Origin of the sequence: Micromonospora sp. C51 (genome assembly GCF_018070435.1) — a bacterium.
Lineage (GTDB): Bacteria > Actinomycetota > Actinomycetes > Mycobacteriales > Micromonosporaceae > Micromonospora > Micromonospora sediminimaris.
In genome coordinates this window covers 15,349-37,090 of sequence record NZ_JAGPXQ010000048.1, presented here as the reverse complement: position 1 = coordinate 37,090, position 21,742 = coordinate 15,349, and the positions used below count along the sequence as shown (strand labels likewise).

The window sequence follows — 21,742 nt, the reverse complement described above, 5'->3', positions numbered from 1 at the left end:
GCCTGCCGTCGCGCCGTCCACGACCCGCTGTCGTCGCCGCGCCGCGCGGCTTCGGCTTCGGCTTCGGCTTCGGCTTCGGCCAGTTGCTCAGGCCCGCCGTCGGGCGGCCAGCGCGACCGGCACGGTCATCCCGGACCGGCGGGACACGCAGCCCCGGCGGGTGAGGTGCCAGCCGGCGAACGCGGCCCCGGCGAGCGTGACCAGGCTCAGCATGGTCGCCAGCACCGCCACTCCGACGGTGGCGACAAGCAGTACGACGTTGCCCAGCACCACGGCCGTCCACAGTGCCAGCCGGGGCCGGGCGTCCCTTCCTCGGTAACCCATCTCGGGCCTCCCTTCCGTCGTCGGAGATCAGATACCCCGAACGGCGGAGGGCCATGCCTGTCGATCAGTCCTGTCGGTCCGGCACGAACTCACGGAAGATCATCTCAAAGTTCTCCAACTGCTCGTCCCAGTCGCGGTCCGCGACCTCCCAGCGCAGCGCGAAGCCCCGGTTGCTGGCGGGTACGAAGGCCCGGTTGCGGACCCGGATCAGGGTGCCGTCGCGGGTTTCCCGCCAGTCCCAGTCGGCGCAGGTCCGCCACTTGCAGTCGAACGAGGAGATGTCGATGAACTCGTAGTTGCGGACCAGGTTCTTCCGGTTCGGCTCCTGCGACCGCCAGTCAGCTTCGGCGTCCCGCTTCGGCGTGTCGGTGCGGTCGATGAGCAGTTCCCGTACCCCGTCCGGCTCCTGGTAGATCACCGAAGTCCCGCTGGTGCTGCGTCGCCAGCCGTCGGGTATCGGCACCTTGAAGCCCACCGGGTCGGTCCGCAGCGTCCACCCCTCCGGCAGGCCACCTGCCGTTTCCGAGGCGCTGGGCGAAGCCGACGGGCTGGGCGAAGCCGACGGGCTGGCCGGCGGGTCGCCCGGTGCTGGGGCGGCCGGCTCCGAGTTGGCTGGCGGCGGTGCGCTGCTGGTGCCGTTCGCGGCCGGCGGAGTGCCGCCGTCCTCGTCGCCACTGTTGAGCAGCGGAATCGCCACCACCACGCCGAGCAGCAGCAGCGCCACCACGGCACCGACGAGCACCGCCCGCCGGGTGCGCTCCGAACGGAACTGTCCGGCCTTGAAGACGTTGCCGCGGGTCGGGGCCGGACTGACCGGGGCAGCCGGCATGACCGAGGTCGGCTGCGGCGTTCCGCTGCCCGACCGATCCGACGGGGCCTGCGTCGTGCTCAAACCGCCTGCGGCTGCGTCGCCCACATCGGCCGGGTCTCCCGCCGCCTCGGGCTCCGTGGTGCCCTGACCCGCCGGCACAGCATCCTGCGGGTGTGCCTCGCCGGACGTCCCACCGTCGTCGGTGCCGCCCGGTGCCGCGTCGGCACCGACATGCGCCACGTCCGTCGGATCCGGGTCGCCCCGGTCGCCGGTGGCGACGTCCGGTCCCGCCTGCTCGTCGGGCGGCGCGGCCGGCCCGGCACCGGTGCCCTCCCCCGGCGTTCCGGCTGCTGCGGCGGCAGCCGAGGCGGTACCGGCAGCGGCGGCCAGCGCGGTGTCGCCGTCGCCCGGCGGGTTGGTCCGGGACCGTCCGCTCTCCAGGTCGTCCGCCCGTCCGGCCTGCGACAGGCTGGTCGGGGTGACTTTCGCCGTCGGGTCGACATCGGCGCTGCCGCCTGCGCCGGCGACCTTGGCTGTCGGCGCGGCATCATCACCGCCGGCCGGGCGGTCGACCTTCGTCGTCGGGTCGGCGTCCGCGCCGGGCTGATTCTCGGTCGAACGGTCCGCTGTGGAGCCGGCGGCCGCGGCGCCGCCGGCCAGTAGCCCTGAGGTGGGTGGCGTGCGAGGCGCGGGTGGGGTCACCGGGGTCGACGGCCGCTCACCGGAGGGGCGCGGCGCCGGCACCAACGGCGGGCGCGGCTCGCGCGGTCCGTTCGGCCCGGGCCGGCGTACGCCGTCGAGCAGCGAGATGCCCCGGGCCCGTCGCCCACTGGCCCGGCGCAGCATGCGCTCGGCGGACTCGGCGGTGATCCGCTCCTGCGGATCCTTGCGCAGCAGCCCAGCAAGCACCTGCTTGAGCGGACCGGCGTTACGGGCCGGCGGCACCGGCTCGGTGGCCAGCGCGGCCAGAGTGCTGATCGCGGAGGGACGCGCGAAGGGGGACTTGCCTTCCACTGCGGCGTACAGGGTCGCACCGAGCGACCAGAGGTCGGCCTCCGGACCGAAGGTGCCGTCGCGGGCACGCTCCGGCGCGATGTACGCGGGTGAGCCGAGCACCATGCCGGTACGGGTGACATTCGGGTCGCCGGGGATCGTGGCCAGGCCGAAGTCGGTCAGCACCACCCGACCGTCGGTGCCGAGCAACACGTTGCCGGGCTTGACGTCGCGGTGCATGATGCCGGCCTTGTGCGCGGCCTTCAGGGCGTTCAGCACGCCCAGACCGATCTCCACCGCACGCGCCGGTGACACCGGACCGTCCTCGGCGATGGTGTCCTGCAACGACCGCGACTCCACGTACTCCATGACGATCCACGGGTCACCGTCGGTGCGGAGCACGTCGAAGATGCGTACCACGTTGATGTTGTTGAGCCGGGCGATGGCGCGTGCCTCGCGCAGCGAACGTTCGCGCATCTCGCGGCGCTCGTCGCTGGTCAGGCCCGGCGGCGGAACCAGCTCCTTGATCGCGACGTCGCGGTGCAGCACCTCGTCGCGCGCCTTCCAAACCCGACCCATGCCGCCCTGACCGAGCGGCGAGAGCAGCCGGTACCGGTCGGCGACGAGTTGGGGGGCAGCTTCTGACATCGCTGAGACGGTACCCGGCAGCGCAGGCGGTCACACCGCCGGCACGCCACTGTGCGACGAAGGTCGGCCTCTCCCCGCGTACCCTGAGGTCATGTCTGTCGAAGAGCCGCTGTTCCGGGTCGTGCGCGGCGTGCCGACCGCCGAGGAACTGGCCGCGTTGGTCGGCGTGATCGCCGTGCGGTCGCGCCCGGCCGCCCGGCCCGCGCCGACCCCGGCGTCGGCTTGGACGCGCAGCGGCCGCCCGGCGGTTGCGGCGCTGAGGCCCGGTGCCGGCGCGTGGCGCACCTCCGGCCTGCCTCGCTGAACCACCTCTGGTCGGCGGCAGCGCCGCTGGACGCGGCAGGGCTGCCGGAGGGGGCGTTCACCGTCTAACCTCACTCAGGGGAGTGAGCCCGTGACAGATTGGGAGGGCGGATGATCCCTGAGGAGGATCGACAAGCGTCCTGGCTACGCGGTTCCGCAGGCGTCGAGGCCGACATCCGTCAGCTACGAGACTTCGCCGAGCAACTCCGCGCCGAGGTCGAAGGCAGTTACGCACCGTACCTGCGGTACATCGCAGACGACATGCTCACCACTGTGCCGAACCCGGCGGACGCGTTCGTCGAGCTGGTGCACTTCATGCGTACCCATTGGGAAACCCAACAGGCGACGACCAACGCGGTCTGGGGCGTCGGTGACGCCACCGGCCACCTCGCGGAAGCCGCCAAGCTGGTAGCCGAGCAGTACGCCGACACCGACGCCTTCTCCGCCGCCCGGGTCGCCGACGTCCACCGAGCACTCGGGCAGCACGGTTTGCCGCTTGTACCGAACATCGACGAGACGCGCAGGCAGACCGACCCGCCGCCACCGGCAGCCGTGGCGTCGCCATCGCTCGCCGACCCGACCGGCACCGACAACACTGGCCCGGTGGTGGTGCCGTGAGGGAACCAGGCGTCGGCCGCAGCGGCGGCCTGACGGAGTGGCAGCTGATGAACGTGGCAGACATGTGGGCCTGCCTCCAGGGCCACCACACCGACAACCACTGGCGACACGTCGCAGGCTGGCGCAAAATCGCCGAGCTGGCCGGCCAACATCTCGCAAGACTGCGGACCTACCGCGACCGCCTGGCTCAGACCTGGCCGCCCGAGACCAACGCCGCCTCCCACGCCTACCTCGCCAAACTCGACGAGCTGATCAGTCAGGTCCAACGCACCCACGACGCCGCGACCGCCAACCAGACCGCGCTGTCCGCCGCCACCCAGGCCCTCACCAGCAGCCGCAGCAATCTACAAAAAATCCACGAAGAATACGCCGACAAGCTGCAACAGAAGCGATCCTGGGAACAAACCGCCGCCGACCCGAAAGCCGCCGCTGCCAGCCGAGCCATCGACCCCCCGGTGACGGACGCCGACCTCGAACGGCTGAACATCCAGGCCCGCAACGTCATGTACAGCCTCAGCACCGAACTACAACAAGCCCAAACCCAACTCCGCCACCCACCTTCACAGGTGGTGCGCCATGGGGGTCGTTCCCCCGAACTCGTGGATCCATATTCCACTGTGCCGGTGCCGGTTATTCCACCGATTGTCCCGACTTCATCGCCAACAACGATTGGACCAGCTAGACAATCAGGGCTCGCCTCACAACCGGTATCAACGGCTACCTCTTCCGGCAATGGTCCGTTGCTCGGCGGCGCTCCGGCAACTCCGCCTCCAGCGCCCCCGGATACCAGATCACCGACGCCTTCATCACCAAGTCAAGCGGCACCGCCAACGCTAGGGGTCGTGCCACCTTCTCTTGGCATACCTGGCCGCCGAGTAGGCCCGAATGACCTTACTCCTCCATCCGAAAGAAGTAGAAGTTCACACACGAGGCCAATGGCCTACCCCCACCGCCCACCTCACGCCAACCTGCCCCAGAGCGGCGTCATCGGTGGACTACCCGGCACCGGGTCAACCCAACCAATTTCCGGAAATAATCAGCAGCGTCGAAACAGCCCTATCGGCGGAGTAGTAGGTGGCGGGGCTGCTGGTGTTGCCCCGACCGGCGGAGCCGGGTCTCGCCCCGCCAATCGGGGCTCTCCGGGAGCAAATTTCAATTTTTCGCCCGGCGGACTACCTGGAAACATTGGGACAGGATCCACAGCCGCACACCGAGGCGGACACACACTGAATGTTGATGAACCGCGCAAGTGGGATCCCGACTACCCGTGGGAAACTAAACAAGGCGTAGATCCAATCCTGAGGCCACCTGAGGATCCGGGCCCCATAGACCCCGGGCCAGTTATCGGCTTTACCACGTGACCGTCCGCACTTCTCGGTGCATCGCCGCCATCCTAACCTCGGCCGTAGTTGGCATATGGCCAGTCCGTTCACCAAGCCCGGCAACCACCCTGAATGACGCCGCCGGGCAGGTGCGCGCCGACCAATGGCACCTTCCCTACCTCAAGGCGACGGAGGCGCATCATATTAGCCAGGGGGAAGGCGTGATCGTGGCGGTGCCTGATACGGGCGTTTACCCTCATCCCGACCTACAACGAAACCTGCTAACGGGTAAAAATCTGCTGCCAAGAAGCCATGGCGACGGTCGCAAGGACCCGAACGGACATGGAACGGCTATGGCTGGCATCATAGGCGCCCATGGCCAAAGGGGAGGAAGGGGCGCACTAGGAATAGCACCAAGAGCACAAGTAATACCGATCAGATCCTCAACCCCAGACAACGTCGGAAATGCCGATCGACTAGCGCTTGCAATCGAGTATGCGATTAGCGAAGGCGCAGATGTCATAAGCATATCCGGCGGCGGCGGAAAGAGTTCGCGTCTAATTCGCGCACTACAGTCCGCCCATACGTCCGGTGTAGTTGTTGTCGCCGCAGCGGGAAATAGTTCCACCGACCCGGCTGTGATCTATCCTGCAGCATTTGACACCGTCATAGCGGTGGGCGGCATCGATCGCAGCGGAGAATTTTGGAGAGGCTCTGCTTCTGGGCAACAGATAGACGTGAGCGCACCAGCAGTAGAAATTTTTAGCACCGGCCCCGATTTGGGCTACCGCAGAAGTACTGGCACCTCAAATGCCACCGCTATCGTCGCTGGAGCAGTGGCCCTAATTCGGGCTAAGTATCCGTATCTGCCGGCTGACGAGGTGGCTCATCGGCTGACTGCGACTGCGATCGACAAGGGGCCGCCGGGACGGGATGACCAGTACGGCTACGGGGTCATCGATCTGGTGGCGGCGCTGACGGCAGACGTACCGCCGAGGGGTTTTGGATCGGTGCCGGCGGACGGGCCGGACGCAGTTGGTCCTACCACGGCGGCCGCTGATGGGCCGCCGGCTGACGAGGGGCGGGCGGCGACCGTCCGCGGCCTGGTCACGCTGGGGGTGCTGGTGGCGGCGGGCGGCGCTTGGGCGCTGGTGGCCCGGCACCGACGCCGCTCCGATGATCCGCCGCCTCGGATCACACGCTGACGCGTCGGCATCGTGTCGGCTCGGACACGCGTTCTGCCTCGCTTGGCCGGCGCGGCCGTGTGGCCGGGAAGATCCCCACGCAAGCGGACTCCGAGGGTGGGCGGGTGGCGCGCGGCGTGACGTACGCAGCAGGCGGTAACGTCGGCGGGGTGCCTGATGCCCTGCCGCTTCGCCTTGTGCTCGCTTCGGCGAGCCCCGCCCGCCGTAAGTCTCTCCAGTCTGCCGGGATCGAACCGGACGTGCTGGTCAGCGGGGTCGACGAATCGCTCGTGGTGACCGACCGGGCGGAGGATCTCTGCCTCGAACTGGCTCGGCTCAAGGCCCAGGCCGTACTGGGTCGGCTGCGTCCGACCGACGATGAGCGCACCCTTGTGCTCGGCTGCGACTCGGTGCTCGCCTTCGACGGGGAGATTCTCGGCAAGCCCGACAACGACGCTGACGCTACCCGGCGGTGGGAGCGGATGCGGGGGCGTAGCGGGGTGCTGCACAGCGGTCACTGTCTCGTCGACATCGTGTCCGGGCGACGCGCGGAGGCGGTGGCCTCCACTGTGGTGCACTTCGCCGATATCAGCGACCACGAGATTGCCACCTATGTCGCCACCGGCGAACCGCTGGCGGTGGCCGGCGCGTTCACGATCGACGGGTTGGGCGGGCCGTTCGTGGAGCGGATCGAGGGGGACCCGGGGACCGTCGTCGGACTCTCCCTGCCTCTGCTGCGGAAGCTGCTGGCCCAGTTGGAGCTGCGGATCACGGATCTGTGGACGAAGGTCGCGCCTGGTAACCAGATCGTCGAACCACTCGGTTAGGTTCCGAGCATGACGCTGAAGTCGATTCCGCTCACCGATGACCTGCACCGATACCTCGTGGCGCACGGTGCCCCGCCGGACGAGGTCATCAGCGACCTGGCGCGGGAAACGCTGGCGCTGCTTCCCGAGCACGCGTCGATGCAGGTCGCGCCGGAACAGGCCGCCTTTCTGACGTTTCTGACCCGGCTGCTCGCTGCTCGGCAAGCGGTGGAAGTAGGCACCTTCACCGGGCTGTCGTCGCTGGCGATCGCCCGAGGGCTGACCGAGGGCGGGCGGTTGACCTGCTTCGACATCTCGGAGGAGTACACGAGCGTTGCCCGCCGTTACTGGGCGCGGGCCGGCGTCGACGACCGGATCGACCTGCGGATCGGGCCGGCCGGTGACACGCTGCGTGAGTTGCCGCACGAACGGTACCTGGACTTCGCATTCATCGACGCCGACAAGACCGGGTACCCGGTCTACTGGGCCGAGTTGGTGCCTCGGATGCGGCCCGGTGGTGTGATCGCCGTCGACAACGTGCTGCGTAACGGTCGGGTGGTGGCACCGCAGAGCGCCGACGACCGGGCGATCGCAGCGTTCAACGAGGACGTGCTGGCCGACGTACGGGTGGATGCCGTGATGCTGCCGATCGCCGACGGGCTGACCCTCGCCCACGTGCACTGACATCCGCCGCGAGGGGCGTCGATCCACTCCGGTTGCGGCATGTCGGGGCATCCCGCTGCGGGGAGACCCCAACATGCCGCAACCCGCCCGCTGGGCCGGCCAAGCGAGGCCGCCCGCCGGGCGGGCCGAGCCGGGCGGGGTCAGCGGACGCTGCGGGCGAACTGGCGGGCGGCCCAGTAGACGCCGGCTGCGGCGAGCACCGCGATGATGGTCAGCCCCTGCCAGACCCGGTCGTCGCCGATGTCGCCGTTGAACAGGGCACGGGTGCCGTCGACCGCCCAGGAGAACGGGTTCCACTTGGCGACGCCCTGCAACCAGCCCGGTGCGAAGGCGAGCGGCAGCAGGATGCCGGAGAGCAGCAGCACCGGCTGTGCCACCGTGTTCATCAGTGGAGCCAGGGCGTCCTCGCTCTTCACCTTCAACGCGACACCGTAGGAGACCGCCGAGGTCATCAGCGCGATCAGGGCGAGCATCAGGTACGCCAGCAGCAGGTCACCGATGAACACGCGCAGGTCGAACAGGAGCGCCAGCAGCGTGATGATGACGGCCTGGGTCATCAACGACACCACGTCGCGCAGCGACCGGCCGAGCAGCAGGGCGAGCCGGCTGACCGGGGTGACCCGGGAGCGTTCGATGACCCCGGCTCGCAGTTCGGCGATGAGGCCGAAGCCCTGGAACAGGCCACCGAAGATGGCCAGCAGGACCAGCAGACCAGGTACGAAGATCTTGTACGCCTCGGCCTGAGTGGGCGCGTTCAGTGCGGGCTTGAGCAGCGGGGCGAACAGCAGCAGGTACATCACCGGTTGGAAGACGCCGACGAAGACCCACACGGGGTTGCGCAGCAGCAGGTTCAGCTGCCGCTGGAAGATCAGCCAGGTGTCGCGAGCGAGCTTCATGAGATCTCCGGATCGGGTCAGGACTCGCGCAGCGAGCGGCCGGTCTTGGTGAGGAAGACGTCGTCGAGGCTCGGGCGGTGCAGTTCGATCGACCTCAGGTCGAGCCCGGCCGCGTCGACCCGGCGCAGGATCCGCGGAATGGCGGTGGCGCCCTCGTCGACGAAGAGCCGCAGCCCGCCCTCGTCGAGCAGTTCCAGCCGGTTCACGTACTCCTCGCCGTCGAGCAGCTTCTCGGCCTCGCCGGTGGCGGTGACGTCCAGGCCGACCTGGACCACGTCGCCGGAGATCTCCCGTTTGAGGTCGGCCGGCGTACCCTCGGCGACCACCTCGCCGTGATCCATGATCGCGATGCGGTCGCAGAGCGCGTCGGCCTCGTCGAGGTAGTGCGTGGTGATGAAGACGGTCATCCCGTCGGCGCGCAACCGGCGGATCTCGTCCCACATGTGTGCCCGGCTCTGCGGGTCGAGCCCGGTGGTGGGCTCGTCCAGAAAGACGATCTTCGGCTCGTGGATGATGCCGAGCGCGATCTCGACCCGGCGCCGCTGGCCACCGGAGTACGTCTTGCACTTGCGGTCGGCGAACTCGACCAGTTGGAACGCCTCCAGCGCCCGGGCGGCCCGCCGCTGCGCCTCGGTCTTGCGGATGCCGTACATCCGGGCCTGGAGCACCAGTTCCTCCCGGCCGGTGGACTCGTCCCAGGTGCTCCCGCCCTGGGCCACGTAACCGATCCGGCGACGCACCTCGCCCGGGTCCTTGAGCAGGTCGGCACCGGCGATGGTGGCCTGGCCCCCGTCCGGCTCGATGAGTGTCGCCAGCATCCGCAGCGTGGTGGTCTTGCCGGCACCGTTCGGGCCCAGGAACCCGAAGATCTCACCGGCCGGGACGTCCAGGTCGACACCGCGTACCGCCTCGACGGTCTTCGTCTCCCGACCGGCCCGGCTGCGGAACGACTTCCGCAGCCCTCTGGTCTCGATCATGTCCTGCTCCCCGCTCGTGGCCTTTGTCGGCCATCATCGTCACCGGCACTCGACCACATCGGTACGACACCACGCCGCTCAATTACCTCGCCCGCACAGTGCGCCATCCCACACTGAGCGATCGTTAGGGCCATCGGGGTGCCCGATAAACTCCCGGTCAGTAACCCGCCGGGAGGAGCCACCAGGTGCGCAAGGTACTCATCGCCAACCGAGGCGAGATCGCCGTCCGGGTCATCCGCGCCTGCCGGGACGCGGGCCTGGGCAGCGTCGCGGTGTACGCCGACTCGGACCGGAACGCCCTGCACGCCACGCTCGCCGACGAAGCGTACGCCCTGGGTGGTGACACCGCCGCGGATTCCTACCTGCGCATCGACAAGCTGATCGACGTTGCCGGCCGCTCCGGTGCGGACGCGGTGCATCCCGGGTACGGCTTCCTCTCCGAGAATGCCGACTTCGCCCAGGCGGTCATCGATGCCGGCCTGACCTGGATCGGTCCGACCCCGCAGGCGATCCGCGACCTGGGTGACAAGGTGACCGCCCGGCACATCGCCCAGCGGGCCGGCGCCCCGCTGGTCCCCGGCACCGCCGACCCGGTCGGCAGCCCCGACGAGGTGATGGCCTTCGCCGTCGACCACGGCCTGCCGGTGGCGATCAAGGCGGCCTTCGGCGGCGGTGGGCGCGGGCTGAAGGTGGCCCGCACGATGGAGGAGATTCCGCAGCTGTTCGAGTCGGCCACCCGGGAGGCGGTCGCCGCGTTCGGGCGGGGCGAGTGCTTCGTCGAGCGGTACCTCGACCAGCCCCGCCACGTGGAGGCGCAGGTCCTCGCCGACCAGCACGGCAACGTGATCGTGGTGGGCACCCGGGACTGCTCGTTGCAGCGCCGCCACCAGAAGTTGGTCGAGGAGGCGCCGGCGCCGTTCCTCACCGCCGCGCAGCGGGCCCAGATCCACGACAGTGCCAGGGCGATCTGCCGGGAGGCCGGCTATCACGGTGCCGGCACCGTCGAGTACCTGGTCGGCAACGACGGCACCATCTCCTTCCTGGAGGTCAACACCCGACTTCAGGTGGAACACCCGGTCACCGAGGAGACCGCCGGCATCGACCTGGTCCGCGAGCAGTTCCGCATCGCCGACGGCGAGAAGCTGCGGTTCACCGAGGACCCGACCCCACGCGGACACTCCATCGAGTTCCGGATCAACGGCGAGGACCCGGGCCGCAACTTCCTGCCCGCCCCCGGTACGGTCACCGCGCTGCGGCTGCCCACCGGTCCCGGGGTACGGGTGGACGCCGGCATCTCGGCCGGCGACGTGATCGGGGGCAACTTCGACTCCCTGCTCGCCAAGGTCATCATCACCGGTGAGACCCGGACCGAGGCGTTGGAGCGGGCCCGCCGGGCGCTTGACGAGATGGTGGTCGAGGGGATGGCCACGGCGCTGCCGTTCCACCGTCTGGTGGTGCGCGATCCGGCGTTCACCGCCGAACCGTTCAGCGTGCACACCCGATGGATCGAGACGGAGTTCGACAACACCGTGCCGCCGTTCACCGCCCCCGCCGGGGCTCTTGCGGGCCCGGCGGAGCGCGAGACCGTCGTGGTCGAGGTGGGCGGCAAGCGGTTGGAGGTGAGCCTTCCCGCCGGTCTCGGCACCGGTACGGTCGCTGCCGCGCCAGCCGCGCGGAAGCCCACCCGTCGGGGTGGCGGGACCACGGCCGGCGCTGCGACGAGCGGTGACTCGCTCACCTCGCCGATGCAGGGCACGATCGTCAAGATTGCGGTCGCCGACGGCGACACGGTCGCCGAGGGTGACCTGGTGGTGGTGCTGGAGGCGATGAAGATGGAGCAGCCGCTGCACGCCCACAAGGCCGGTACGGTTAGCGGCCTGTCGGCTGAGGTCGGCGCGGTGATCACCGCCGGCGCGGCGATCTGCACCATCGCCTGAGGTGTGACCGGCGTCGGTCAGCGGAGGGTTTCCGCGGCAACGACGCAGACGGCGGCGGTCAGCGCGGTCAGCACCGGCGAATCGAGCCGCCAGTGCTGCCAGTACAGCGGGACGTCCAGCACCCGACCGGGTGCGATGTCCACGCAGCGCCCGGCGGCCACGTCGGCGTCGGCGAGCTGCTCCGCCATCAGCCCCCAGCCGAGCCCCAGCCGGATCGACTCGTTGAAGGCCGGCACCGACGGCACGTAGTGCACGGGCGGGTCGAGGGCGCGCCCGGTCACCGTACGCAGGAAGCGGTGTTGGATGCGGTCCTTGCGGTCGAAGACCACCACCGGCGCGGTGGCGGCCGACGCCCGGGTCAACCCGTCGGCGAACCAGCGGTCCGCCAGCGCGGGCGCGGCCAGGGCGCGGTAGCGCATCGCGCCGAGCCGGCGTACCCGGCAGCCCTGCACCGCTTCGCGCTGGGCGGTCACCGCGGCGGTGACCGTACCGGCGCGCAGCAGCTCGGCGGTGTGGTCCTGGTCGTCCTGCCGGATGTCGAAGGACAACTCCGGCTGGTCGGGCAGCCGGGCGAGCGCGGCGGGGAACCAGGTGGCGAGCGAGTCGGCGTTGACCACGATGGCGACCCGGGTGCGTCCCCGGTCGCCGCCGAGCGGCCCCCGGGCGTCGGCCAGCGCCTCCCGTTCGAGCAGCGCGAGCTGGCCGGCCAGGCGCAACAGCGGGCGGCCGGCCTCGGTGGCGTCACAGGGCCGGTGGCGGCGGACGAGCACCTGCCCGACGGTCTCCTCCAGCGCCTTGATCCGTTGACTGACCGCCGAAGGCGTGACGTGCAGCAGCCGGGCCGCCGCCTCGAAGCTGCCCTCCGAGACGATGGCCGCGAGCGTACGGAGCTGGGTGGAGTCGAGACCATCCATGTAGCTGACCTTAATCAGATGAAGAATCTTTAGCTGGACTCAGGAAACGAGGCGCTTCTACCGTCGGCCACATGCTCACCTCCGTCGTTGCCGGCTTCTCCCTGTCCATCGCCCTCATCGTCGCCATCGGCGCGCAGAACGCCTTCGTCCTGCGTCAGGGCCTGCGCCGGGAGCACGTGGTGCCGGTGGTGTTGACCTGCGCGCTCTCCGACGCGCTGCTGATCGGCGTGGGCATCGCCGGGGTGGGCTCGATCGTGGCCGGACGTCCGGTCCTGCTCACTGCGATCCGTTGGGGTGGGGCGGCCTTCCTCCTCGGGTACGCGGCACTCGCCGCCTGCCGGGCGTTGCGACCCGCCGCGCTGACGCCGGCCGACCGGCCACCGGCCCGGCTCGGCCCGACGCTGCTGGCCTGTCTGGCCTTCACCTACCTCAACCCGCACGTCTACCTCGACACGGTGCTGCTGCTCGGCGGGATCGCCCAGCAGCACCCGCACCGGTGGCTGTTCGGCGTGGGCGCGACAACGGCCAGCGTGCTCTGGTTCGCCGCACTCGGTGCGGGCGCGTACCGGCTCGCTCCACTGCTCGCACGCAGGCGGGTTTGGCAGGTGCTCGACGGCGTGATCGCGGTGGTGATGATCGCAGTGGCCGGGGCTCTGCTGCTCGGTTGAGCAATGATGGCCGGGTGCGGTTCCTCAATGGCGTGAATCCTGGCTACGACCTGACCTACAACGACGTCTTCATGGCTCCGGCCCGCTCGGAGGTGGGTTCGCGGCTCGACGTGGATCTGGCCACCGGCGATGGCACGGGTACCACCATCCCGCTGGTGGTGGCGAACATGACGGCGGTCGCCGGCCGGCGGATGGCCGAGACGGTGGCCCGACGCGGCGGCATCGCGGTGATCCCGCAGGACATCCCGATCGACGTGGTGGCGGAGGTGGTCGCCTGGGTCAAGCAGCGGCACCTGGTGCACGACACGGCGATCGCGCTGGGCCCGAACGACACCGTCGGTGACGCCATCCACCTGCTGCCCAAGCGGGCGTACGGTGCGGTGATCGTGGTCGACGACGACGGCCGCCCGATGGGGGTGGTGACCGAGGCCGACACCGTCAGCGTGGACCGGTTCACCCAACTGCGGCACGTGATGTCGACCGAGCTGCACACCGTGCCCGTCGACGCGGATCCGCGTACCGGCTTCGACCGGCTCTCGGCGGGCCGGCGGCGGCTGGCGCCGGTGGTGGACGACGCGGGCCGGTTGGTCGGCGTACTCACCCGCCCCGGTGCGCTGCGGGCGACGCTCTACAAGCCGGCGGTGGACGCGAACGGTCGACTGCGGATCGCGGCGGCGGTGGGCATCAACGGCGACGTGGCGGGCAAGGCGAAGGCCCTGCTGGAGGCCGGGGTGGACACCCTGGTCGTGGACACGGCGCACGGCCACCAGGAGCGGATGATCTCGGCCCTGCGGACGGTACGCGGTCTCGACCCGGCCGTGCCGGTGGCGGCCGGCAACGTGGTCACCGCCGACGGGGTACGCGATCTGGTCGACGCGGGTGCCGACATCATCAAGGTCGGGGTCGGTCCGGGCGCGATGTGCACCACCCGGATGATGACCGGGGTCGGTCGGCCACAGTTCTCGGCGGTACTGGACTGCGCGGCGGCCGCCCGGGCCCTGGGCCGCCACGTCTGGGCTGACGGCGGGGTGCGGCACCCCCGGGACGTGGCGCTGGCGCTGGCCGCCGGGGCGTCCAACGTGATGATCGGCTCGTGGTTCGCCGGCACCTACGAGTCCCCCGGTGACCTTTTCACCGACGAGGAGGGCCGGCGCTACAAGGAGAGTTTCGGCATGGCCTCGGCGCGGGCGGTCAGCGCGCGGACCGGCGACGACAGCCCCTACGACCGCGCCCGAAAGGCGATCTTCGAGGAGGGCATCTCGTCGGCCCGGATGTATCTCGATCCGGTCCGTCCCGGTGTGGAGGACCTGATCGACGAGATCATCTCGGGTGTGCGGAGCGCCTTCACCTACGCCGGTGCGCGCACCCTCGACGAGTTCCACGAGCGGGTGCTGATCGGCGTCCAGAGCACCGCCGGCTACACCGAGGGAATGCCGCTGCCGACCAGTTGGTGAGGTCGGGGCGGGCACCGGCTGACAACGTTCAGTCGGTGCCCGGGGCCGGTGTGAAGAGATGCCGGATCACCGACCGGGCGGCGTCACCCGGATCCTCGCCCAGCCCGGCGGGGAGTGCACCGGCCAGCCAGAGGGTGGCGAAGCCGTGCACGATCGACCAGGCCGCCAGCACGTCTCCCTGCGGCCCGTCGGCGGCGGGCGTGGGACGGCCGGACCGGTGCGCCAGTCCAGCGCGCAGGACGGCGCCGGAGCGTTCCCGGGCGGCCCGCAGCTCGGCGTCGTCGGTCCGGTAGAGATCGGGGTGGAACATCACCTCGAAGTGAGCGCGATGCCCGACGGCGAACCTCACGTACGCCACGCCGAGATCCAGCAGCTCGTCGCCGGCCCCGGTGAGCGTGTCGGCGAGGGTGTCGAAACCCTGCGCCGCGATCGCGGTGAACAGGCCGGCGCGGTCGCCGAAGTGGTGTGCCGGTGCGGCGTGCGAGACGCCGGCCCGGCGGGCCAGGTCGCGCAGGCTCAGCGCCGCCGGACCCGACTCCTCGATCGCCTGCACGGCCGCGGTGAGCAGGGTCCGGCGCAGGTCGCCGTGGTGGTAGCCGCGGGTGTCGCTCATCACCCCACCGTATCTTGTCGTTGACAAGATACGGTGGCCGGGGGCAATCTTGACACCGACAAGATACGCGATTGAGAGAGGTATCGATGGCTCCGCTGATCGCCCTGGTCGCCGGCACCGGTCTCGCCCGGTTGGTCGGCCTGGCCGGGCTCTCCGCGCTCGATGGATGGCATCCGGCGCTGCGGGTCGGGCTGGCGCTCATGTTCGTCATGACCGGGATGGTGCATTTCGTCGGCCCTCGACGGCGGGACCTGATCGCCATGGTGCCGCCCCGGCTGCCACGGCCGGAGCTGCTGGTCACGGTGACCGGGGTGCTGGAACTCGCGGGGGCGGTCGGGTTGCTCGTACCGGCCACCGCCCGCTGGGCCGCCGCCGGGCTGGCTCTGCTGCTGCTGGCCATGTTCCCGGCGAACGTCTCCGCCGCCCGCCGCCGACTCACCCTGGCCGGACGCCCGGTCACTCCGCTCGGCGTCCGTACCGCGCTGCAACTGGTGTTCCTCGCCGCCACGGTCGCGGTCGCGGTCGGACCGTGAGCCGGCGCTCACCGCCACCCGCCGCTGCGGTCGCGGTCGGTCCGGGAACTGGATCCGACCGCGACCGTCGGCCTCAGTGGGCCGGCAGCAGGTCTCCGGAACGAGCAGCCACCACCGCGCCGATCAGTCCGATCGCCTCGGCCGCTGGCTGCGGCGCCAAGGAGCGGCCGTCCCGCAACCGCAACGCCACCCGGCCGTCGGCCGCCTCCCGGGCGCCCACCACGCCGGCGTACGGGATCCGGCGGCGCACCGCGTCGTGGACCCGGGCACCGAGCGACCCGCTGTGGTCGACCTCGGCCCGCAGTCCCGCCTCGATGGCCCGCCGGGCCAGGTCGGCGGCGGCGTCGGCCTGACCGTCGCCGACCGGCAGGACGACCAGTTGCACGGGGGCGTACCAGGGCGGGAAGGCACCCCCGTGCACCTCGATCAGGTACGCGAAGAGTCGCTCCATGCTGCCGGCGAGGCTGCGGTGCACCATCACCGGACGCCGTCGTTCACCATCGGCGTCGGTGTACGACAGGTCGAAACGCTCCGGCTTGTCGAAGTCGAGCTGGACGGTGGAGAGGGTGTACTCGCGCTCGGCCGCGTCGCGCACCTGAATGTCGATCTTCGGGCCGTAGAAGGCGGCCTCGCCGGGCGCCTCGGTGTACGGCACCCCGTCGAGGCCGGCGCGGAGCAGATCCTCCGCCCGCGCCCACTGCGCGTCGCCGCCGGCGTACTTCTCCCCCGACCCGCGCAGCGACAGCCGTACGCCCGCCGGCCGCACACCCAGCGCCGCGTGCGCGGCCCGGATCAGCCGCAGGATCTCCGACACCTCCTGGCCGACCTGCTCCAAGGCGCAGAAATTGTGCGCGTCGTTGAGGGTGATGGCGCGTACCCGGGAGAGTCCGCCGAGCACTCCCGAGCGTTCCGCCCGGTACATGCCCCCGATCTCCGAGACGCGCAGCGGCAGATCCCGGTAGGAACGCCCACGGGACCGGTAGACCAGGGCGTGGTGCGGGCAGAGCGCCGGACGGAGCATCACCTCGTCGTCGCCCTCCCCCAGTCGCATCGCCGGGAACATCTCGGCGGCGAAGTAACCGAGATGCCCGGAGACCTCGAACAGCTCCCGTCGTCCCAGCGGCGGGGTGTACACCTGCTGGTAGCCGGCCCGGCGCTCCAGGTCCCGCAGGTACTCCTCGACGGCGTGCCGGGCGGCGGCACCGGCCGGCAGCCAGATCGGCAGGCCGGCACCGGAGAGCGGGTCGGTGGCGAACAGGTCCAGGTCCCGGCCCAGCCGGCGGTGGTCGATCATGTCAGGGCTCCTTGGTCGTACGCCCCGACACGACCCCTGACCCACGACGCACGAGTGCCCCGGGCGGATCGCCCGGGGCACTCGGTAGACGAAGACGTCAGTGCGGTACGCCAGGCTTCCCCGGCGTCGTCGTCAGCATCGCACTGCACATGCGCGGAGCGTACGCCCGCCCCGCGCACCGCCGCACCTCATTTGACCGGGCCGCTGGCACGGGACCTGCCAGCGGCCCGGCGGCGGCCCGGGCGTCAGGAACGGGGGACCCGACGCTCGCCGGGCCGCGCGCCGACAACGGTACGCCGCCGGAGGAGATTTCGGCGACCGCGCCTCGCCGTCAACCTTCATCGATATGCTGCGGTGGGATCGGTGGCCCGCCGCCACCCGCGCGAGGTGTCAGTGGTCACGGCCGGCCAGGGCCGGTTGCGGGTGACCCCGGACACCGCGTCAGGCTCGGTACGTCCATTCGGAGAATTCCGCGAGGTGGCCCGGTGCCCGAACTGCTCACCCAGGTGGCATCACCCCACCTGGCGTACCTCGCGCTCTTCACCCTGCTGGCCGTGGACGCCTTCGTGCCAGTGGTACCCACCCAGTTGCTGATGCTCACCGGCGGCGCACTCACCGTGTACGGCGGGCTGAACCTGCCGACGACCGTCGCCGTCGGCGCGCTCGGCGTACTCACCGGGGATCTGGCCTGTTACCTGCTCGGTCGGTACGCGTCGGGACGCCGGCCACTGCGGTCGGTGGGGACTGGTCGAGCCCGCGGAATCGCCGGGCGCCTGACCCGGGGCCTGCGCCGTCCCGGGCCGATGATGATCCTGCTCTGCCGTTTCGTGCCGGGTGGCCGGATGGCCGCCTGCTTCGCCGCCGGCCGCAGCCGGTACCCGGTCCGGCACTTTCTGCCCGCTGCCGGCATCGCGGCTGGGGGCTGGGCGTCCTACGGCGGGCTGGTGGGGCACCTGGGCGGGACGGCGTTGACCGGTTCCGGCTGGCGGATGGTGGTGGTCGCGGCGGTGGCCGCCGCCGGCTTCGCGTTGGCCGGCTGGGCGTTGGCGTCCGTCACCGCACGGCTGAACTCGACCCCGGCCGAGACGCCCGTCGACTAGCCGGATACCCAGGGGAAATCCGGATGGGCGGTCGGGGTGGTCCCGGGGTCGGATTTCGGTGCTCGTCCCGGATCCGTCTGAGGTGCCCGCGACGACAGGCTGAAGCATGCCTGGAATCCGGAACAGCGGTGCACTGGCCCTCGCTGGAATCGTCCTCGCGGCGGTGCTCACCGTCATCGGTCATGCCGGGGTCAGCGACCTCGACCCGGTCAGCCTGACCGTCAGCGACTACGCCGTCTCCGACTCCGGCGAGATCATCCACGTGGCCATGCTGCTGCTCGCCGCCGCCTCCGCCGCACTCATCCCGACGCTCGGTCGGCTGCGCCCGCCGGGCGGTCCGCGAGCCGTCGCCGCCACTCGGCGTGCCGTCGGCCCGACCGATCCCACGGCGGGCGCCAGGGCGTTCGGCAGCGCGACGACCGACGGTGCTGCCGGTCACCGGGGCCGGGCCGCCGAGTGGCTGTTGGCGGTCTGGGCGGGCGGGCTGCTCGTGTCGGGCCTGGTGCCGACCAATCCGCCGGGCACCGAGATGGACACCGCCGCCTACGTGCACCGGTACGCCTCGGTGGTCGCGTTCCTGGCACTGCCGATCGCCGGCTGGTTGCTCGCCGCCCGGCTGCCCGCCGGCACCCGCGCCGGGCGCTGGCTGCGCGCCCTGACCGTGACCAGCCTGCTGCTGGCCGTCGTGATGGCCTGGTCCGCCTATCCCGGCGACCGCGCCTATTACGGCCTTATCGAACGGGCCCTCATCCTCGCCGAGGTGGGCCTGCTCACCGTGGTCGCCGCCTACTCCAGCTCGTGGAGCATCAGCTGGCGGCCCGCTTCGGTGACGGAGCCGGAGAGGCTGGGGTAGATGGTGATGGTCTGCGCCAGCTCGTTGACGGTGAGGTTGTTCTCCACGGCCAACGTGATCGGCATGATCAGCTCGCTGGCCTTCGGTGCGACCACCACTCCGCCGATCACCTGGCCGCTGGCCGGGCGGCAGAACAGCTTGACGAAACCGTCCGGGATCTCGTCCATCTTCGCCCGGGCGTTGCCGCCCAGCGGCAGCATCACCTGACGCGCCGGCACCTTGCCGGCGTCCACCTCGTCCTGCGAGACCCCGACCGTGGCCAACTCCGGGTCGGTGAAGACGTTCGCGGAGACGGTACGCAGCCGCAGCGGCCGGACCGCCTCACCGAGCGCGTGCCACATCGCGATCCGGCCCTGCATCGCGGCAACGCTGGCCAGCGGCAGCACCCCGGTGCAGTCGCCGGCCGCGTAGATGCCGGGCACGTTGGTGCGGGAGACCCGGTCCACCGTCACGTAGCCGCCCCGGGCCAGTTCGACGCCGTACTCGGCCAGACCCAGCTCGGCGGTGTTGGGGATCGAACCGACCGCGATCAGCGCGTGGGATCCGGAGACCGTACGGCCGTCGGAGAGCTCGACCTCGACACCGTCGCCGGTGCGACGGACGCTCTCCGCTCGGGAATTGTTCAGGATGCTCATGCCCCGGGTCTGGAAGACCCGCTCGATCGCCTGCGCGGCGTCGGCGTCCTCGTGCGGCATCACCCGGTCGCGGCTGGAGACCAGGGTCACCTCGACCCCCATCGCGAGGTACGCGCTGGCGAACTCGGCACCGGTGACGCCGGAACCGACCACGATCAGATGCTCGGGCAGGTCGGGCAGGTCGTAGACCTGTCGCCAGGTCAGGATGCGCTCGCCGTCGGGCAGCGCGGTGGGCAGTTGGCGGGGGGTGGCACCGGTGGCGATCAGCACGGTGGAGGCGTCGATGGCGTACGCGGCCTCCTCACCGTCCGGCGTGACGATCACCCGATGGGTGTGACCGAGCGTGTCCTCGCCGAGGCGGGCGCGCCCGGACACGAAGGTGACCCCGGCCTTGACCAGCTTCGCGTGGATGTCGGCGGACTGTGCCAGGGCGAGCCGCTTGACCCGGTCGTTGACCGCCTGGGCGTCGACGGTCACCGCCTCCAGCCCGTCGGAGTGCACCCCGAACACCTCGGTGTCGCGGTAGCCGGTCACCACCTCGGAGCTGGCGATGAACGTCTTCGACGGCACGCAGTCCGACAGCACGCAGGCGCCACCGGCGCCCTCGGCCTCCACGACCGTCACGTCGGCGTCCAACTGGGCCGCCACCAGTGCCGCCTCGTAGCCCGCCGGCCCCCCGCCGATGATCACGATCCGGCTCACCACGACCGCCCTTCCTCCATGCTCACAGTGACTTTCTTCTCCCCGACGCGTCCGACACGCACCGTCGTATTCTCCCCCACGCGCCAGCCGGGCTATCGTCATCGCCGTGCGTCATTACGCCGCCTACGGCTCGAACCTGGACCCCGCTCGAATGCGCGCCTACTGCCCGCATTCCCCGATGGTGGGCATCGGCTGGCTGGAAGGCTGGCGGCTCACCTTCGCCGGTGAGGACGTCATCGGCTGGGAGGGCGCGGTCAGCACCGTGGTCGAGTCCCCCGGCGACCGGGTGTTCGTGGCGCTCTACGACATCCACCCGTACGACGCGGCTCAGCTGGACGAGATCGAGGGCGTCACCTCCGGCACGTACCGGAAGCTGACCGTCCGTGTCTCGACCCTCGACGGCGACGTGACCGCCTGGGTCTACGTCTTCGACGGTTACGAGGGCGGCCTGCCCACGTCCTGGTATCTCTCCGAGATCGCCAACGCCGCCGAGAAGGCGGGCGCGCCGGACGACTACGTCATCGAGCTGCGGTCCCGACCCACCGGTACCGCGTCGGCGTAGCTCGTCTCCCACCTCCCCAGTCTGCTACCGGGCGTGGTGGCGTCGGGCGGCGACCCCGGGTTGCGGGGAGATCGTCCCAGGATGGGCGGGTTCTCACCCTTGTGTGTGGATCCGCGCCAGGGTCAGCAACTCGACCAGTTCCGCACCGTCAGCCGGACCGAGCGCCGTGAAGGCGGGCGCGACGAGCCGGTCGGTCATCGCCTCGGCCCACAACCGCCGCCGCACCAACGGTCCGACCGGCGGGTACGGCGGCGGCCAGCCACAGGCCATCGCGCCGCTGGCCCCCTCGGGACCGGCCAGCACCGCCTCCAGCGGGGTCATCCCGCTGGCGCGTACGGCCACCAGGTGCGCACCGGTGAAGTGTTCGCGCAGCAGGCGTAGGCCGGCGGCGACCCGGGCACCGGTGGTCGCCGCGTCCGACGGCATGGCCCGCCACGCCGCGAACAACGGCATCGCGCTGGCATCGGCCGCCGCGACGGCCCGTTCCACAAGCACCGCGAGTCGGTCGACGCGGGGCAGGTCACCAAGCACCTCCTCGCCCCACCGGCAACATTCGGCGAGGCTGGCCGCGGCCACCTCGGACGGGCGGACCGCGCGGGCGGCGGCGTCCCAGCCGTCGGCCACGGCGTCGGGGGCGATGAAGCCGAGCGCCGCCGCGACGGTCTCGGCCCGTACGTCACCCAGCGCGCCGGCCCGCCCGGTGACGTAGAAGGCCCACCCGGAGATGCCGAGCAGGCGGGCCCGACGCAGCGTGGTGGGGCACCGGGTGTACGCCTCGCCGAGGGCGAGCACCGCGGGTTTGCTAGCCGCCGCGACCTGCTCCGGCGTCATTTCGCCCCGCCCGGGAGAGGTCCACCCGAAGGTCCGTACGTGAAGGATCCACCCGAAGGTCCGTCCATGGGGGATCAGTC

The 21,742-nt window shown here is 70.8% G+C and carries 21 protein-coding genes; 12 read left to right on the top strand and 9 right to left on the bottom strand.

The features are described 5' to 3' along the window. Nucleotides 1-87: 87 nt before the first annotated feature. On the bottom strand, nucleotides 88-324 hold the full coding sequence (locus KBX50_RS28730) for a hypothetical protein (protein ID WP_210941001.1): 237 nt from the start codon (nucleotides 322-324) through the stop codon (nucleotides 88-90). Nucleotides 325-388: 64 nt separating this feature from the next. Next, the gene (locus KBX50_RS33685) at nucleotides 389-2,776 is read right to left on the bottom strand and encodes a serine/threonine-protein kinase (RefSeq protein ID WP_210941000.1); all 2,388 of its coding nucleotides are present in this window, start codon (nucleotides 2,774-2,776) and stop codon (nucleotides 389-391) included. A gap of 91 nt (nucleotides 2,777-2,867) precedes the next feature. Between KBX50_RS33685 and KBX50_RS28720 the strand changes: the two genes are divergently transcribed. The 5 genes from KBX50_RS28720 to KBX50_RS28700 all read left to right on the top strand — a co-directional run bounded on the left by KBX50_RS28720 (nucleotide 2,868) and on the right by KBX50_RS28700 (nucleotide 7,693). After that, nucleotides 2,868-3,080: an acyl-CoA carboxylase subunit epsilon gene (locus tag KBX50_RS28720; RefSeq protein WP_210940999.1), complete on the top strand. Its 213-nt coding sequence runs from the start codon at nucleotides 2,868-2,870 to the stop codon at nucleotides 3,078-3,080. A gap of 110 nt (nucleotides 3,081-3,190) precedes the next feature. After that, complete coding sequence (locus KBX50_RS28715) at nucleotides 3,191-3,697, top strand: hypothetical protein (protein ID WP_210940998.1); 507 nt, start codon at nucleotides 3,191-3,193, stop codon at nucleotides 3,695-3,697. Nucleotides 3,698-5,078: 1,381 nt separating this feature from the next. Beyond that, entirely contained in the window at nucleotides 5,079-6,224 is a 1,146-nt protein-coding gene (gene mycP / locus KBX50_RS28710; protein WP_374224747.1) for a type VII secretion-associated serine protease mycosin, read from the top strand. A 149-nt stretch (nucleotides 6,225-6,373) separates the two neighbouring features. Beyond that, nucleotides 6,374-7,030 (top strand): nucleoside triphosphate pyrophosphatase, encoded by a 657-nt coding sequence (locus KBX50_RS28705; RefSeq protein WP_210940997.1) that lies wholly within the window; start codon nucleotides 6,374-6,376, stop codon nucleotides 7,028-7,030. 9 nt (nucleotides 7,031-7,039) lie between these two features. Next, entirely contained in the window at nucleotides 7,040-7,693 is a 654-nt protein-coding gene (locus KBX50_RS28700) for an O-methyltransferase (protein ID WP_210940996.1), read from the top strand. Nucleotides 7,694-7,833: 140 nt separating this feature from the next. On the opposite strand, the gene KBX50_RS28695 is transcribed toward KBX50_RS28700, so the two are convergent. Together KBX50_RS28695 and KBX50_RS28690 are read right to left on the bottom strand one after the other, a co-directional pair. Beyond that, the gene (locus KBX50_RS28695) at nucleotides 7,834-8,589 is read right to left on the bottom strand and encodes an ABC transporter permease (RefSeq protein WP_210940995.1); all 756 of its coding nucleotides are present in this window, start codon (nucleotides 8,587-8,589) and stop codon (nucleotides 7,834-7,836) included. A 17-nt stretch (nucleotides 8,590-8,606) separates the two neighbouring features. Beyond that, complete coding sequence (locus tag KBX50_RS28690; RefSeq protein ID WP_093406253.1) at nucleotides 8,607-9,566, bottom strand: ATP-binding cassette domain-containing protein; 960 nt, start codon at nucleotides 9,564-9,566, stop codon at nucleotides 8,607-8,609. Nucleotides 9,567-9,751: 185 nt separating this feature from the next. Between KBX50_RS28690 and KBX50_RS28685 the strand changes: the two genes are divergently transcribed. After that, entirely contained in the window at nucleotides 9,752-11,503 is a 1,752-nt protein-coding gene (locus tag KBX50_RS28685; protein ID WP_210940994.1) for a biotin carboxylase N-terminal domain-containing protein, read from the top strand. 17 nt (nucleotides 11,504-11,520) lie between these two features. Here the strand turns inward: KBX50_RS28685 and KBX50_RS28680 are convergent, their stop codons facing one another. Then, nucleotides 11,521-12,417, bottom strand: a complete 897-nt coding sequence (locus tag KBX50_RS28680; protein ID WP_210940993.1) for a LysR family transcriptional regulator ArgP — start codon at nucleotides 12,415-12,417, stop codon at nucleotides 11,521-11,523. 71 nt (nucleotides 12,418-12,488) lie between these two features. On the opposite strand from KBX50_RS28680, the gene KBX50_RS28675 reads away from it, so the two are divergent. Then, nucleotides 12,489-13,085 carry a LysE/ArgO family amino acid transporter gene (locus KBX50_RS28675; RefSeq protein ID WP_210940992.1) on the top strand — a complete coding sequence of 199 codons (597 nt, stop codon included), beginning with the start codon at nucleotides 12,489-12,491 and terminating at the stop codon, nucleotides 13,083-13,085. Between the two features lie 14 nt (nucleotides 13,086-13,099). Then, a complete protein-coding gene (locus KBX50_RS28670; protein ID WP_210940991.1) occupies nucleotides 13,100-14,539 on the top strand; it encodes a GuaB1 family IMP dehydrogenase-related protein in 1,440 nt (479 codons plus the stop codon). 28 nt (nucleotides 14,540-14,567) lie between these two features. Here the strand turns inward: KBX50_RS28670 and KBX50_RS28665 are convergent, their stop codons facing one another. Continuing rightward, entirely contained in the window at nucleotides 14,568-15,152 is a 585-nt protein-coding gene (locus KBX50_RS28665) for a TetR/AcrR family transcriptional regulator (RefSeq protein WP_210826202.1), read from the bottom strand. 86 nt (nucleotides 15,153-15,238) lie between these two features. Here KBX50_RS28665 and KBX50_RS28660 point away from each other — a divergent pair, with 86 nt between their 5' ends. Then, nucleotides 15,239-15,685, top strand: a complete 447-nt coding sequence (locus tag KBX50_RS28660; RefSeq protein ID WP_210940990.1) for a DoxX family protein — start codon at nucleotides 15,239-15,241, stop codon at nucleotides 15,683-15,685. Nucleotides 15,686-15,758: 73 nt separating this feature from the next. On the opposite strand, the gene thrS is transcribed toward KBX50_RS28660, so the two are convergent. Continuing rightward, nucleotides 15,759-16,979 carry a threonine--tRNA ligase gene (gene thrS, locus KBX50_RS28655; RefSeq protein WP_210940989.1) on the bottom strand — a complete coding sequence of 407 codons (1,221 nt, stop codon included), beginning with the start codon at nucleotides 16,977-16,979 and terminating at the stop codon, nucleotides 15,759-15,761. Between the two features lie 485 nt (nucleotides 16,980-17,464). On the opposite strand from thrS, the gene KBX50_RS28650 reads away from it, so the two are divergent. Continuing rightward, nucleotides 17,465-18,079 carry a DedA family protein gene (locus tag KBX50_RS28650; protein WP_210940988.1) on the top strand — a complete coding sequence of 205 codons (615 nt, stop codon included), beginning with the start codon at nucleotides 17,465-17,467 and terminating at the stop codon, nucleotides 18,077-18,079. 106 nt (nucleotides 18,080-18,185) lie between these two features. Beyond that, complete coding sequence (locus KBX50_RS28645) at nucleotides 18,186-18,932, top strand: DUF998 domain-containing protein (RefSeq protein ID WP_210940987.1); 747 nt, start codon at nucleotides 18,186-18,188, stop codon at nucleotides 18,930-18,932. Here the strand turns inward: KBX50_RS28645 and KBX50_RS28640 are convergent. After that, nucleotides 18,866-20,269 carry an NAD(P)H-quinone dehydrogenase gene (locus KBX50_RS28640; protein ID WP_210941008.1) on the bottom strand — a complete coding sequence of 468 codons (1,404 nt, stop codon included), beginning with the start codon at nucleotides 20,267-20,269 and terminating at the stop codon, nucleotides 18,866-18,868. The two genes, KBX50_RS28645 and KBX50_RS28640, sit on opposite strands and share 67 nt — an antisense overlap. Nucleotides 20,270-20,375: 106 nt before the next feature. Between KBX50_RS28640 and KBX50_RS28635 the strand changes: the two genes are divergently transcribed. Next, the gene (locus KBX50_RS28635) at nucleotides 20,376-20,831 is read left to right on the top strand and encodes a gamma-glutamylcyclotransferase (protein WP_093406228.1); all 456 of its coding nucleotides are present in this window, start codon (nucleotides 20,376-20,378) and stop codon (nucleotides 20,829-20,831) included. Between the two features lie 93 nt (nucleotides 20,832-20,924). Here KBX50_RS28635 and KBX50_RS28630 read toward each other — a convergent pair whose 3' ends face one another. Further along, a complete protein-coding gene (locus tag KBX50_RS28630; protein WP_210940986.1) occupies nucleotides 20,925-21,662 on the bottom strand; it encodes a hypothetical protein in 738 nt (245 codons plus the stop codon). Nucleotides 21,663-21,742 lie beyond the last annotated feature (80 nt).

Excerpts from the sequence above, each read along its gene's own strand:
- KBX50_RS28730 (WP_210941001.1), bottom strand. The coding sequence starts at position 324 with ATGGGTTACCGAGGAAGGGACGCCCGGCCCCGGCTGGCACTGTGGACG.
- KBX50_RS33685 (WP_210941000.1), bottom strand. The coding sequence starts at position 2,776 with ATGTCAGAAGCTGCCCCCCAACTCGTCGCCGACCGGTACCGGCTGCTC.
- KBX50_RS28720 (WP_210940999.1), top strand. The coding sequence starts at position 2,868 with ATGTCTGTCGAAGAGCCGCTGTTCCGGGTCGTGCGCGGCGTGCCGACC.
- KBX50_RS28715 (WP_210940998.1), top strand. The coding sequence starts at position 3,191 with ATGATCCCTGAGGAGGATCGACAAGCGTCCTGGCTACGCGGTTCCGCA.
- KBX50_RS28700 (WP_210940996.1), top strand. The coding sequence starts at position 7,040 with ATGACGCTGAAGTCGATTCCGCTCACCGATGACCTGCACCGATACCTC.
- KBX50_RS28695 (WP_210940995.1), bottom strand. The coding sequence starts at position 8,589 with ATGAAGCTCGCTCGCGACACCTGGCTGATCTTCCAGCGGCAGCTGAAC.
- KBX50_RS28690 (WP_093406253.1), bottom strand. The coding sequence starts at position 9,566 with ATGATCGAGACCAGAGGGCTGCGGAAGTCGTTCCGCAGCCGGGCCGGT.
- KBX50_RS28680 (WP_210940993.1), bottom strand. The coding sequence starts at position 12,417 with ATGGATGGTCTCGACTCCACCCAGCTCCGTACGCTCGCGGCCATCGTC.
- KBX50_RS28675 (WP_210940992.1), top strand. The coding sequence starts at position 12,489 with ATGCTCACCTCCGTCGTTGCCGGCTTCTCCCTGTCCATCGCCCTCATC.
- KBX50_RS28665 (WP_210826202.1), bottom strand. The coding sequence starts at position 15,152 with ATGAGCGACACCCGCGGCTACCACCACGGCGACCTGCGCCGGACCCTG.
- KBX50_RS28660 (WP_210940990.1), top strand. The coding sequence starts at position 15,239 with ATGGCTCCGCTGATCGCCCTGGTCGCCGGCACCGGTCTCGCCCGGTTG.
- thrS (WP_210940989.1), bottom strand. The coding sequence starts at position 16,979 with ATGATCGACCACCGCCGGCTGGGCCGGGACCTGGACCTGTTCGCCACC.
- KBX50_RS28645 (WP_210940987.1), top strand. The coding sequence starts at position 18,186 with ATGCCTGGAATCCGGAACAGCGGTGCACTGGCCCTCGCTGGAATCGTC.
- KBX50_RS28630 (WP_210940986.1), bottom strand. The coding sequence starts at position 21,662 with ATGACGCCGGAGCAGGTCGCGGCGGCTAGCAAACCCGCGGTGCTCGCC.